Annotated in this window: 15 protein-coding genes and 1 pseudogene; 5 read left to right on the top strand and 11 right to left on the bottom strand. The window is 50.3% G+C overall.

What is annotated here, in order from left to right:
* Window positions 1–118 precede the first annotated feature (118 nt).
* The 3 genes from AC5I6P_RS16570 to AC5I6P_RS16560 all read left to right on the top strand — a co-directional run bounded on the left by AC5I6P_RS16570 (window position 119) and on the right by AC5I6P_RS16560 (window position 2,565).
* Window positions 119–1,249, top strand: a complete 1,131-nt coding sequence (locus tag AC5I6P_RS16570; RefSeq protein ID WP_495694880.1) for a branched-chain amino acid ABC transporter permease — start codon at window positions 119–121, stop codon at window positions 1,247–1,249.
* Between the two features lie 55 nt (window positions 1,250–1,304).
* The gene (locus tag AC5I6P_RS16565) at window positions 1,305–2,084 is read left to right on the top strand and encodes an ABC transporter ATP-binding protein (protein ID WP_495694879.1); all 780 of its coding nucleotides are present in this window, start codon (window positions 1,305–1,307) and stop codon (window positions 2,082–2,084) included.
* 127 nt (window positions 2,085–2,211) lie between these two features.
* A complete protein-coding gene (locus AC5I6P_RS16560; protein WP_495694878.1) occupies window positions 2,212–2,565 on the top strand; it encodes a DUF6464 family protein in 354 nt (117 codons plus the stop codon).
* 47 nt (window positions 2,566–2,612) lie between these two features.
* Here AC5I6P_RS16560 and fmt read toward each other — a convergent pair whose 3' ends face one another.
* Window positions 2,613–3,629 carry a methionyl-tRNA formyltransferase gene (fmt, locus tag AC5I6P_RS16555; protein ID WP_495694877.1) on the bottom strand — a complete coding sequence of 339 codons (1,017 nt, stop codon included), beginning with the start codon at window positions 3,627–3,629 and terminating at the stop codon, window positions 2,613–2,615.
* 74 nt (window positions 3,630–3,703) lie between these two features.
* Here fmt and AC5I6P_RS16550 point away from each other — a divergent pair, with 74 nt between their 5' ends.
* Complete coding sequence (locus tag AC5I6P_RS16550) at window positions 3,704–4,198, top strand: hypothetical protein (protein WP_495694876.1); 495 nt, start codon at window positions 3,704–3,706, stop codon at window positions 4,196–4,198.
* Between the two features lie 15 nt (window positions 4,199–4,213).
* On the opposite strand, the gene AC5I6P_RS16545 is transcribed toward AC5I6P_RS16550, so the two are convergent.
* A complete protein-coding gene (locus AC5I6P_RS16545) occupies window positions 4,214–4,762 on the bottom strand; it encodes a Uma2 family endonuclease (protein WP_495694875.1) in 549 nt (182 codons plus the stop codon).
* A gap of 118 nt (window positions 4,763–4,880) precedes the next feature.
* Here AC5I6P_RS16545 and ygfZ point away from each other — a divergent pair, with 118 nt between their 5' ends.
* A complete protein-coding gene (gene ygfZ, locus AC5I6P_RS16540; RefSeq protein WP_495694874.1) occupies window positions 4,881–5,888 on the top strand; it encodes a CAF17-like 4Fe-4S cluster assembly/insertion protein YgfZ in 1,008 nt (335 codons plus the stop codon).
* Between the two features lie 14 nt (window positions 5,889–5,902).
* Here ygfZ and AC5I6P_RS16535 read toward each other — a convergent pair whose 3' ends face one another.
* The 9 genes and pseudogenes from AC5I6P_RS16535 to AC5I6P_RS16495 form a co-directional block, all read right to left on the bottom strand.
* On the bottom strand, window positions 5,903–7,111 hold the full coding sequence (locus AC5I6P_RS16535) for a low temperature requirement protein A (RefSeq protein WP_495694873.1): 1,209 nt from the start codon (window positions 7,109–7,111) through the stop codon (window positions 5,903–5,905).
* 101 nt (window positions 7,112–7,212) lie between these two features.
* Window positions 7,213–7,353 (bottom strand): hypothetical protein, encoded by a 141-nt coding sequence (locus AC5I6P_RS16530; protein WP_495694872.1) that lies wholly within the window; start codon window positions 7,351–7,353, stop codon window positions 7,213–7,215.
* A gap of 68 nt (window positions 7,354–7,421) precedes the next feature.
* Window positions 7,422–7,712, bottom strand: a complete 291-nt coding sequence (locus AC5I6P_RS16525) for a (2Fe-2S) ferredoxin domain-containing protein (protein ID WP_495694871.1) — start codon at window positions 7,710–7,712, stop codon at window positions 7,422–7,424.
* 9 nt (window positions 7,713–7,721) lie between these two features.
* On the bottom strand, window positions 7,722–8,696 hold the full coding sequence (locus tag AC5I6P_RS16520) for a cysteine synthase A (RefSeq protein WP_495694870.1): 975 nt from the start codon (window positions 8,694–8,696) through the stop codon (window positions 7,722–7,724).
* A 128-nt stretch (window positions 8,697–8,824) separates the two neighbouring features.
* Window positions 8,825–9,412: a Uma2 family endonuclease gene (locus AC5I6P_RS16515; RefSeq protein WP_495694869.1), complete on the bottom strand. Its 588-nt coding sequence runs from the start codon at window positions 9,410–9,412 to the stop codon at window positions 8,825–8,827.
* A gap of 54 nt (window positions 9,413–9,466) precedes the next feature.
* Window positions 9,467–10,375 carry an AAA family ATPase gene (locus AC5I6P_RS16510; protein ID WP_495694868.1) on the bottom strand — a complete coding sequence of 303 codons (909 nt, stop codon included), beginning with the start codon at window positions 10,373–10,375 and terminating at the stop codon, window positions 9,467–9,469.
* Window positions 10,376–10,470: 95 nt separating this feature from the next.
* Window positions 10,471–11,421 carry a bifunctional riboflavin kinase/FAD synthetase gene (locus AC5I6P_RS16505; protein WP_495694867.1) on the bottom strand — a complete coding sequence of 317 codons (951 nt, stop codon included), beginning with the start codon at window positions 11,419–11,421 and terminating at the stop codon, window positions 10,471–10,473.
* A 468-nt stretch (window positions 11,422–11,889) separates the two neighbouring features.
* Window positions 11,890–12,582, bottom strand: a complete 693-nt coding sequence (locus tag AC5I6P_RS16500; RefSeq protein ID WP_495694924.1) for a YsnF/AvaK domain-containing protein — start codon at window positions 12,580–12,582, stop codon at window positions 11,890–11,892.
* A gap of 39 nt (window positions 12,583–12,621) precedes the next feature.
* Window positions 12,622–12,870 (bottom strand): annotated as a pseudogene (locus AC5I6P_RS16495) (PRC-barrel domain-containing protein); the annotation flags it as partial.
* Window position 12,871 lies beyond the last annotated feature (1 nt).

Below are 12,871 nucleotides of genomic sequence, written 5' to 3'. Positions count from 1 at the left end.
CCCATTGCTCCAATGGAAATTGCGCTAAACGTAGCTGCCTTCGTAAGCTTTCGTAGCAATTTCTACGGTTCGTGTTCCTCATTACGATAGGATTTCAGAATCGTTCATTGCTATATCTGTGTTCAACTATCTGTTCTCGTTTGACACGGGCATCATTGGCTATCTCGTCTTTCTAATCACGTCGGTTGCCCTGTATGGACTCTTCAGCCTGGGACTCAATCTCCAATGGGGCTACACCGGACTGATTAATTTTGGTCATGTCGCATTCATGACTGTGGGGGCCTATAGCACGACTTTGCTCAGTTTGGCGGGTGTGCCATTGCTAGTCGCAGTTCCGATTGGAGCGATGTTAGCGGCATTGCTGGGGTTGCTGATGGGGTTTTCGACGCTGCGATTGAGGGAGGATTATCTTGCGATCGTTACGATTGGGGTGTCGGAACTCGTGCGATTAATTGCGTTGAACGAAGGATGGCTCACTAAAGGTGCGTTTGGGGTGCAAAGTTTTCCGCTGCCCTTGGAGAATTTTCGTCCGACCGTTGCGACTCGGATCGGCATGGTTGCTGTGATCACCGCTATTTTTGGGCTGGCGTTGTGGAAATTAGGCAGGCGGTTTTTTCACCAAATCCGAGGGGCAAAGAATTGGCAGAAGCGGATCGTGGCGATTGGCTCCGGGCTGTTGGTGTTGCTGGGAGTTCGGCTTTGGCTCGTCAGTGCGATCGCGCTTTACAATTTCCGCAGTAGCCCAGCCGCAAATGGTTTGCTGTTCGTGTCGTTGATCACGGTCGCGATCGTCTTCTGGGCGCTAGAACGATTGGTCAAATCGCCGTGGGGACGGGTGCTAAAAGCCATTCGGGAAGACGAAGAAGTCGCGAAAGCCTTGGGTAAAAATGTGTTTGCCTACAAACTGCAATCGCTGATGCTGGGTGGCTTTATTGCGGGGATTGCGGGTGCGTTTTTTGCGTGGCAGTTGAGTACCGTGTACCCGACCAATTTTGAACCCCTAGTGACGTTTCAAGCTTGGATTATCATGATTCTGGGCGGTGCTGGAAACAATGCCGGAACGCTGTTGGGTGCGGGAATTTATTGGGCATATACGGCCTTAACACGAGACTTAGAACGGCTCCCGATCGCAGCTGATCAGGTGGGCGCACTGCGAATTATGGTGATCGGCCTAATTCTAATGGTGCTGATGATCTGGCGTCCTCAAGGCGTGTTAGGCAATAAAGACGAACTGACCCTCGGTAAGTAATTGACCCTTGGTCAGTAATTAAATTGAAGACGTAATTGGATTGAAGCAAAGCACGATGACTGACCTTTCCAAATCGCCCATGCCAGTTCTGTCTGCAACAGGATTGATGAAAAGTTTTGGTGGCGTAAAAGCGGTAAATGATGCATCGATTGAGGTGGCCCAAGGCAGCATTACTGGATTAATTGGTCCAAATGGAGCCGGAAAGACAACCTTGTTTAATCTATTGTCAAATTTCATCGAACCGGATCAGGGGCGCGTGTTGTTTGATGGAGAGCCAATTGAGCGATTGCGACCCTACCAAATTGCTCAACGAGGCATGACTCGCACGTTTCAGGTGGCGCGGGTTTTATCGCGGCTCTCGGTGATGGATAACATGTTGTTGGCCGCGCAGCAGCAAACTGGGGAGAAATTTTGGAGTACGTGGTTTTTGCCGGGACGCATTGCCCAAGAAGAACGGGACGCCCGCGATCGCGCTTTAGAAATTCTCGAATCGGTTGGACTCGCGGCGAAAGCAAACGACTATGCGGGCGCATTATCGGGCGGACAGCGCAAACTGTTAGAGATCTCACGGGCGCTGATGACGCGCCCAAAATTAATTCTGCTTGATGAACCTGCGGCGGGCGTGAACCCGACGTTAATCAAGCAAATTTGTGAATACATTACCTATTGGAATCGCCAGGGTCTCACCTTTCTCGTGATTGAACACAATATGGACGTGATTATGTCGATCTGCGATCGCGTGTGGGTGTTAGCAGAAGGTAAAAATCTTGCAGAAGGGACACCAACGGAAATCCAAACAAATTCTCAAGTTCTAGAAGCGTATTTAGGCAAGTAAAGTCTGGGTCAGTAAAGTCATTGGCATTCCTCATTACGAGTTGCGAATTTTGTATTGTGAAGTAATCGCGCTACCATCGAGAAGATTCTGAGCTGTTGACAACACACTTTTTCAACCACGATTTCTCATGGAGCAAACTACTCTGCCAACAGAGGTTATTCTGACTCATCCAAAGCAGTCCCTTGGAAACGTACATCTCGATTGGTCTCCGCAACCGGGCACTTACTTTGATTTAGAGGGTCAGACGTATACGGTTTTAGAACGTCGGCATCGCTATCAGTTGAGGTCTGGACGCTATCGATTGCACAAGATTGCTATTTATGTTCAGAAAACGCAACATCCGGTAGAACGGAGTTTGGTTGCAGGGCGTTGGGTGTTGGGCGATGCAACCTGCGCGTATAGTGCGCGATCGGAGATTGTGCGATGTGCAGTGAATCCAGAAGGTCCGTGTGAAGGATGCCGCTATTACGATCCTGCGTAGGCAATTCGGTTGAATTACGCCTTCACGGGTTCACCCAGGGGCAACGTTCAATCACGAGTAATCTGTTCGCCCACTTCTAACCGCACGCCGTTAGCAAAATCCCACCCAGACTGAGCACGTTTACCGGCTTGCTGAACGGCCCTTAGCAACAATAGTCCGTCTCCCGTTTGCACGACAGCTCCACGATTTTTAAGAATCGCCACAATCGTTCCGGGTGGAGCTATCGTTCCGGGTGGGTCTATTGAAGTCAGACTAGAGGTTTCTTGCTGAAGTGTGGCAAACTCTGACGGAAGCTGAGTTAGCAACGTGGGTTCGAGGGGAATGGTTGCCATGACTTTAAGCGCACTGCCGCGAAAGGTCGTGGTGCAGTTGGGGAAGAACCCCCGGATTTGATTGTGCAGCGCGATCGCACTCTTCGACCAATCCAATTCATAATCGGCTTTTTTGATCAACGGCGCGTAGGTTGCCTCTGCATTATTTTGGGGAATTGATTGAATCGTTTGGTTTTCCAGCTTCAGTAGGGTTTCAATCAGCAACTCTGCTCCAACCGTAGATAGTTTGGCGGCGAGATCAGGGGCGGTGTCGAGGGGCGCGATCGCAACCGTTGCCTTTAATAACATTGCACCCGTATCCATTCCCGCATCCATCAACATCGTAGTAATGCCCGTCTCCGCTTCACCGTGGTAAAGGCACCACTGAATCGGCGCGGCTCCTCGATATTTTGGCAAAATCGAGCCGTGAACGTTGAGACAGCCCAAACGCGGCATGTCGAGAATTTGCTGCGAGAGAATCTGTCCATACGCGACCACGACAAACGCATCCGCCTCGGTCGCTCGAAGTTTTTCTAGAGTGTCTTCGTCTTTTTTGATGCGATGGGGCTGCCACACTGGAAGCTGATGCGATGTTGCAATTGCTTTAACTGGAGACGGCGACAATTCGCTCCCGCGTCCTCGTCGCTTGTCGGGCTGAGTGACGATCGCAACGACATCAAACCTAGAATCTGACAGCAAGGCTTGGAGTGTGGGAACGGCAAACTGCGGCGTTCCAAAGAAAACAATCTTCATGCAGAGGGACTTTGGCGTAAGGCAATACCCTTTAGTATGAAGCCAATACCTCATTACGTTTTCACCTTTTTGAGATGAAGCCTAGATTTGCAGATATAGAAACGTGGCAACAGGCAGAAGTGTTGATGCAGCCTGCGTTTATCCGCCTGATTGATAATCTTCGCAAGCAGTTAGACGAAACGACGTGGAAAGGGACGTATCGCGATGCCTTGGTGTGGGCAGATGGAATTCCTGAGGATGTAAAGGCAACGGTGGCGGAGCTGCAAGAGCAGCTTAAAACGGCTTCACCGGATCAAGCGATGCAAATTGAGCAGTCTTTGTCGCATCTTCCGAATCCTTATCCAGGCTACGAATTGCAGTTAGAGCACAACGATCGGCAGGTGACGGTTGATCTGTGGGAGCTGTGCTACAGAATTTGCTTTCAAACCGATAATCAACCTTTAACCGACGATCGCCCGGTTGAGGTCGATACGAGTTTAATTGATGAAACGGGCGAAGTTGACTGGAATGAATTAGATGACAAGACAAAGCGGCTCGTGTCAGAGATTTTTGATAATTTGCCGACCTGATGAACAAATCGCGCCTTACTCCTCATCAAACTCCGGCGACCACAACTCTTCAATCTTCACCTCCCATCCAGGCAGAAGTTCTGGAATTGTCAGCACCTCACCATCCTTTAGCACAATCGGCTCCTGCTGAGAGCGGCGAACTTCAACCCAACGCTGCTCCGGGTTAATCAAAATTCCAACCCTTGTTCCCATCTCCAAAAACTTCTCAATCTTCTCTCTCAGCTTCGTTAGGCTATCCGTGGGCGACTTGACCTCTACCATCAGATCAGGAGCAAGCTCGGCAAAACTGCGTGGACTCCGCCGTAACCGCCTTGCCTCGACGAACGACACATCTGGGGCACGAGTATCTGCATTCGGCAGCACAAATCCTGCACTAGAACCTGTCACACGCCCCAACTTGCGAGGTTTCGTCCAATTTGCTAACTGACGACCAAACTCAAACGCAACCTCATCCGATTCATACCCCGATGGGCTCATAATCACGATTTCTCCGTTCACCAACTCCAATCGATAGTCGGGGTATTGCGCCTGCACCATCTCTAAGTCTTTAGCGGTTAAAAGCATACAGCCTCCGTTAGCCTCTCTATTATTTTACTGAAGCGCACTCGTCGCACGACAAGGGCAGTCGCATGGCTATGCTGAGGATATGTAGGACAATCGATAAAACGCTAAACTCACAGTCATGACTCAAGATCAAACCCTTAACGCAGAACTTGAAGCCGTAACCTCTGGCGTTGCCGTCTACGATCGCAGCACTTGGGGACGCATTGAAGTATCCGATGCGGATCGGCTGAGCTTCCTTCACAACCAAAGCACTAACGACCTCAAACTCCGTAAACCGGGAGAAGGCTGCGATACGGTGTTTCTCACGTCCACAGCACGAACAATCGATCTAGCAACGGCTTATATTCTTGATGAATCCGTCTTGCTGATGGTGTCACCTGGAATGGCTGAGAAGATTATGTCGTTTCTCGATCGCTACATTTTCTTCGCCGATAAAGTGAAGCTAACGGATAGAACAGACCAAACATTTGCCTTCAGCTTGCTCGGCCCACAAAGTCACGCCCTGCTCCAGAAACTGGGAGCTGCAGAGATTGTCGGGCAACCTTACGGAACGCATCGCATGTTCACGATTGCCGGGCAGGAAGTGAGAGTGGCGGTTGGAAGCGGCTTAGCCACAGAAGGCTACACCTTGATTGCGCCCTCCAATATCCAATCCGTTTTAGTCGAAGCGGGTGCGATCGCACTCAGCGATCGCGCTTGGAACTATCTCCGCGTCGAACAAGGTCGCCCTATGCCGGGACACGAGTTGACCGATGATTACAATCCTTTAGAAGCGGGACTGTGGCACACCATTTCATTCAACAAAGGCTGCTACATCGGGCAAGAAACGATCGCCAGACTCGATACGTACAACGGGGTCAAGCAACAACTGTGGGGAGTCCGACTCGATCAACTTGCTGAAGTCGGCACAACTGTAACCGTTGAGGACACGAAAGTCGGAACGCTAACCAGCGTGGCTGAAACCCAATCTGGAGCGATCGCTCTCGCTTACATCCGCACGAAAGCAGGCGGCGCAGGCTTGGAGGTGAAAGCGGGCGAGAGTCAAGGTGAAGTGGTCGATTTGCCCTACCTTTCGCGATCGGCTCTGCCAAGCTCCAAAGAATCGGTGCAAGGCTCAACTTCATAGGAACCTCAGCAAGCTTAGGATTGCAATTCTTTCAACGCCGTTGAACTGTGCGATTGAAACTGGATTAGTCCAATCAGAATCAGCACTAAAAGTCCCATCAACGCAACCGGAGCGAGAAATCCGCCTAGTCCAATCAAGGCGACACAGGCGATCGCGGCCAACATCCGTCCGCCCAGAATTCGATTCGGTAACGATCGCGGTGCTGCCCACTGAACCGCAGTGAGTCCAATCAGATACAAGCTGATTCCTCCACACAGAACGGTGCAGGTTGCAAGGCTTAACTGTCCTACGTCTACGCCTTCGATCGCGGCCTGAATTCCAACTCCAGACGCAACAATCCCGGCAAACACCAACACATGACTGTAGCCATAAACAAATGATTTCAACAACGCTCGTTTCTGATTGCTTCGCAGTGCCTGGTTAATCACCGAATCTTCTGCACATTCAAAATACAGCCACCATAAGCTCACGGCGGCAATGAACCCACTGATTGCGGTCAAGGTTTCTTGCCATTGCCATTTAATGTCAGAAACTCCGGTTGCCACAGCCAGAATCGCTTCTCCTAAAACAATGATCACAAATAGCCCAAACCGTTCGTCCATGTGCGACACCTGAACCGGCACTGATCGAATCGTGACGTAGGTAATCGGACCATTGCTAATCTCAATCAGCAGGGCAATGCCCCAAAGAACGAATCGAACCGGAGGCGGCAGCACGATCGAGACAAGCCATAAAACAAGCGCGATCGCAAAACTGAGCGTGTAGCGCTTCGTGAGTTCTCGCGATTCGGGAACCAGTCGCCACGCCTGAAAATATAACCCGACGATCACAAAGCGCAACGCTGCATAGACGGACGCGAACTGGGCTGATCCGTTTTGTAGCGCTTCTGGAATGGTTAATCCCAGCACAATCATCCCAAACATGACACCCAGCATAATCAGGCGATAAAATCCTCGCTCAACGTCAAACTGATCCGCGTAATAACTAAAGTCAATCCACAGCCACCAGATTGGAACAAACAGGACAGCGAAACTAACGATGCCCGTCCAATCGAGATGGTCGTGGAGAAAATGCGCCAGTTCTGCGATCGCCACGACAAACACAAGATCAAAGAAGAGTTCTAGCCAAGTCGCATGACGGCTAGTTCGCAATTCCCCTTCAGGGTAGCTGGTCTCACTTTCTCCGACGTAGAGCCGCAGGGATCGTCGCTGGGGTCGATTCATTCTACTTGCCTCAACGCTGAGTTCGTTGTCAGAAAAAGACAGGAGACACCTCTTTACCTAGCTTTGGAAAAGCTGTGTAACTCTCTTCTAAAAAACTAGCCCTATGCTAAAACGGGTTCCACCGAAGCGCAACTCTTTGTATGGGAAGAAGCGGTATCGATCGCTAAGGCTTCACCAGGCTGAGTTTCTGATCGGGCAATCCAACGGACTTCTCGAACCCCTGCGGAGCTTGGTAAAGCCATTTTCTTCAAAGTTGCGCTTTGCGCTGATTCTTTGAAGCTTGGCAGCGCCAATCGCGTAAGGGCTTGCACTAACCGTGAAATTTGCGATACAGCATCGATTGAATCGGGCGTCCATTAATTAAGTGACGAGTTTTAATCGCGTCTACCTCTTCAGGCGACACCCGACAATACCAAACCTGCTCGGGCAAGACGAGTACCATCGGGCCGTTCCCGCATTGCCCAAGACAGCGACTACTCTCAATTTCGACCCCTATTATGGGATGGGCTTGAAACGCAGCGAGTACCTTAGCGGCTCCCAGTTTGCGACACGACTTATTCTGGCAAACTCGCACGCATTGTGGCTCTAGTCCGATCCTCATGAGTCAGCTTCAATTCGGTAACAATCCCTTCGATGCTAACCAATCTCGGTTAAATAGTTTGGACTGATAGCGACTGCCGCCATCACAGAGAGCGGTGACGATCGTATGTCCGGCTCCCATTTGTTTTGCCAAGACAACGGCTGCCGCGACGTTAATTCCTACCGAGCCGCCCATAAATAAGCCGTCTTTCTCCATCAGTTGGTAGATCACCCGAATCGCTTCGCGATCGTCAATCTGAATCGCATCATCGACCGGTGCACCTTCCATATTTCCGGTGATGCGGCTATTGCCAATGCCTTCGGTGATCGAACTGCCTTCAAGCTTAATCTCGCCGGTTTTCACGTAGCTATACAGCCCACTTCCCATTGGGTCAGCAAGCACGCATCGGATGTTCGGATTCTTTTCTTTGAGAAACATCGACACGCCTGCATAGGTTCCGCCTGTCCCGGTTGCAGTCACCCAGGCGTCGATGTTGCCGTCAGTCTGCGCCCACATTTCTGGAGCGGTCGTTTTGTAGTGTGCCTCACGGTTGGCAAGATTCTCGAACTGATTTGCCCAAACTGCGTTGTCCATTTCTGCCGCAATTCGGCCCGACAGTTTGACGTAGTTGTTCGGGTCTTTGTAAGGAACTGCTGGAACCGTGCGAACTTCTGCACCTAAAGTTCGCAACAGGTCAATTTTCTCTTGAGATTGAGTATCAGGAATGATGATCAGGCACTTGTAGCCCTTGGCGTTACAGATGTGGGCAAGTCCAATTCCTGTGTTGCCTGCGGTTCCTTCGACTACCGTTCCTCCCGGTTTGAGTAAGCCTTTTGCTTCGGCATCTTCAATGATGTAGAGGGCAGCTCGATCTTTAACCGATCCGCCTGGGTTGAGAAATTCTGCTTTGCCCAAAATTTCACACCCAGTTTCATCACTAAAACTATTGAGGCGGATGAGTGGCGTATTGCCGACTGCACTGACAAATCCACGTTTGATATCCATTCGATCGCGTCCTGCGTGTTTCCCTAGTTAAATTCTGGCGCATTACGAGCCATCTTTCAGAGCTTGTCCCGCTGATCGCTGGGTGAAATCCGTCCGTAATCTAAAAAATCTTCAGGAATGCAGAACTTCTACCAAACCTTACTCAACTTTAGAACGAAGTTTGGCAACACGGGATCAGCGCTTACGGTTTCAGGATTCTCTAAACATTCGGTTGCTTGTCCCGCTCGGTAAATGTAGACTCTTCGATGCTTGCGGTCAATCAACAAACCCAACCGAAATCCCGGTTCTTGCGCGTACTCCTCCATCTTCTCTTGCAAGGGTTTGAGGTTGTCAGAGAGCGATCGCAGCTCAACGACAAAATCAGGACAAATCGGAGCGAACTTTTGCTGCTGCTCAGGCGTGAGTGTGTTCCAGCGCTCGATTGTAATCCAAGACGCATCAGGAGAACGATCTGCCCCGGTCGAGAGCTTGAAGCCCGCGCTAGAGCTAAATGCCAGTCCAGTACCGTCTTCGTCTGACCAGTTCACTAACTGATGAATAATTCTGGCTTCTCGATTTCCAGTTTCTGAACCTGCGGGGGACATAATTGAAATTTCTCCATAGCGATCGCGCTCAATTTGCAGGTCACGGTTAAACCGACAGAACTCAAAAAACTGGTCATCTGTCATCGCGAGAATGGAGGACGGAATTCGTACAACTAGTGAGGACGAAAGCATAGCAGTTTTCCATCGATAAAGGCGGACGATAGTTGAACCTCTCACCTTACTATCTTATGGAATTGCGATCGAGCGCAGCAGTCGATCAACGATCGCGCTAGAGCGCCGTCCGCCTGCCGAAATGATGCGGTGAGACAACACGTGCGGCGCAAGTTCTTTTACATCGTCTGGAATTGCGTAATCTCTGCCTTCTAAAAATGCCAACGCTTGAACGGCTTTCTGTAGCGCCAGCGTTCCTCGCGGACTTGCACCCAGCGTGACTTCTTCATCCTGTCGGGTGGCTCGAACCAGGTTCAAAATATACTGCTGCAACGAGAGTTCGACCGTGACTTGAGTACACAACTTCTGAAGCTGTTGCACCTCCTCCAAACTGATGCAAGGCTGCAGAGCTTCGGGGGCAAACCCGGTGGAGAGTCGCTGTAACATTTGCAGTTCCTCAGCTTCCGTGGGATAGCCGAGCGATAATGACAAAGCAAAGCGATCCATTTGAGCTTCGGGGAGCGGGAAGGTTCCCTGGTATTCCACAGGGTTCTGAGTGGCAATGACAAAGAAGGGTTCCGGTACTTTACGGGAATGACCATCGATCGTTACTTGGTGTTCTTCCATGACTTCGAGCAAGGCAGCTTGCGTTCGGGGAGTAGCCCGATTAATTTCGTCGGTTAGCAAGATGTTGGCGAACACCGGGCCAGCCAGAAACTCAAAGCTTCCAGTGCTGGGATTCCAAATGTTGGTTCCGGTCACGTCGCTCGGCAGCAAGTCTGGTGTGCATTGCAACCGTTGAAACTTGCCGTCAATGGATTTGGCTAACGATTTTGCCAATAGGGTCTTGCCAACGCCGGGAACGTCTTCTAGCAAGGCGTGTCCCCCAGAGAGCAGGGCAACCAGAACCAAGCGGATCGCCTCGTGTTTTCCAACGATAGCACGGTTCAAATTCTGAACGAGTTGCTCAATCCGGTCTCTCATAGCGAAAATCCTAGGGGTTGAAGAATCCTGTTGATCATACTCAGGGTTCCCGCCCTTGGCGCGCTCAAGCGTGTTGATCGAACGCGAAGGTTTCGCTAAATCTGATTGGCGCGGTACGAGGAAACGGCTAACGTCGTTCTTGCAATCTCGCAATCTGCGCTAATTTGAGCTTGTAACTCTTCGAGGGAAGCAAACTTCTGCTCAGGGCGAATGAATTCTTCTAGCTCAACGGTGAGCGTGTGCCCGTATAAGTCTCCTGTCCAATCGAGTAGATGAACTTCAATGGTCTGTGCCAAACCGTTTACGGTCGGACGGTTGCCAATATTCATCACGCCCAATAGCTCTTTTCCTGGCAATGGCTCTTTTCCTGGCTCAGAAACTCTGACGCCGTACACGCCTTGTCGAGGAACTAGCTTGTTGGCTGGCAGTTGTAGGTTTGCGGTTGGAAAGCCGATGGTGCGTCCAAGCTGTTGTCCCTTGACCACTTCCCCGACTAAACGGTAGGAGCGACCTAACATTCGATTCGCGGTTTTCACGTCTCCACTGAGAAGCGCTCCCCGAATGGAGGAGCTACTGATGCGCTTGCCGTGAAAGGTGAGGAGAGGAACGATCGTGGTGCTGACGCCGAAGGTGGCCGCGATCGCGCTCAGATCTTCTGCTGTGCCGAGTCGCTTGCAGCCAAACCGAAAGTCTACGCCGACGCTGACGTGCTGCGCCTGCATGTGTTGCACTAAGATCTCTTCGACAAACTGCTGCGGGGTCAGGGCTGCCAGTTCTTGGGTAAAGGGCAACATCACGAGTTGCTCAGCTCCCATTGCTTCGAGGCAAGCGGCTTTTTCGTCGAGGGGTGTCAGCAGTGATCGCGGTTTCCCGGTAAAGAATTCAGTGGGATGGGGAGAAAAGGTGACGACGGTGGGGCGGTTGCCAGTGCCAGTGCCAAGAACAGGCGAAATGACCTGACGATGCCCTAGATGAATGCCATCGAAGTTTCCTAGGGCAACAGCAGTTGGTGTTAGGGCTGTAGAGGGGGAAGAAGTGATCCACACACTTCACATTTTGACACATCTCGATTCGGAAAATCTAGAAAGATACGGAAAGAAACGAGACAAAGACTTTAAAGGTATATTTTGCGAGGAAGATTTTGCAGGTCGCTTGAGCAGGTTGATAAGGTTTGCAGGTTTGGTCACGATTGCGATAGGTTTGGTCACGATTATCGTAGCGTTCGTTACAAAAATTACGACCTTGGTCACGAATGTTACGACTTTGGTCACGAACATTACGACCTTGGTCACGAATGTTACGACCTTCGTAACGAACGTTACGACTTTCGTTGCGAACATTACGACTTTGGTTACGAACGTTGTAACATTCGCGGATCATTTCTTTTGGACTCGATCGCTATCCGTTTGCGTTTTCTCTACGATCGCGCCATCATCTTCCACCGAAATCTGAATCTCAGTCATCACTGTTGACACAAACTCATCACGGTCATATCGCTGCGATCGCTAGAGAAGTTAGCGACAACGATCTAACCAGCTTTGATAAGTTTCCTGATGACTCGGATTGTCTAGCTCAATTTCAATACGAATCCGCTTGCAACCGTGATTAGATTGACGCGCGATCGCATCCAACAACCAAGCCGCAGTTCGAGGAGACGAAACTTCGCCTTTCACGATAGAACCCTGCGCCGTAGAACCAGAAGCAATGGTACGTTCTGAAGTCGCTTCTGAGCCAAGGAGTTCTAAGCCCTCAATCTCGCCCTGTCCTAAGTCAATCTCCGCGAGCCTCCGAGGGGAATCGCCAACCTGCTCAACAATCAATTTCTCGCGACGCACCGGAACTTGAATCATGCGAGTCTCGATTTCCTTACGGACAATGACTTCGCCAACCTTCTGTTTCTGGTAATTAACCTTAAGCCGTTCTTCTAACAGGCGAATGGTTTCTTCCTGAACAACGTTCTGTCTAAGGACATCTTGCTGTTCAACCACACCTTGTTCAACCACATCTTGTTCAATCACCTTAGGAGGAAGCAGTTCCTGCGGAATTGCGCCCGTTGCGCTCTGCGTCATGGGAGAAGCGGTTCCTGCGGAGTTGCGCTCTGCGCTAATCGCTTGCGGGTCTGCTGGCGAATGACGAGAACTAAGGCGATTGTCTGACTGGATTAGATCCCTTTTTGAGGCGTCGGATTGCATAGGATATACAGGCAAATTTGCAAGACCAGCAGGACTTAAACTAACTAATAGTGCGCGAGATTTTGGATTTACACGATCGACCAATCTACTTTCTAATAAAAAGCTTTTTTGTAGAGGATCAGACAGAGAACGGGTCAAAACAAAATTTAGATGTTGCGTTGCATCAATAATCAGATTCTCAACAATTCCAACAAGTTCATTTTGTTGATTAACTACTTCAAATCCAATTAACTTTTGTCTAAGATTATCCAGCCGATCTTCAAGCGGATTGCTATCGGAATATTGTGACGATTCCGTATACATT

It is taken from the genome of Myxacorys sp. (assembly GCF_059501405.1).
The sequence above is the reverse complement of the archived record's forward strand: the minus strand, read 5'-3'. Positions and strand labels throughout refer to the sequence as shown.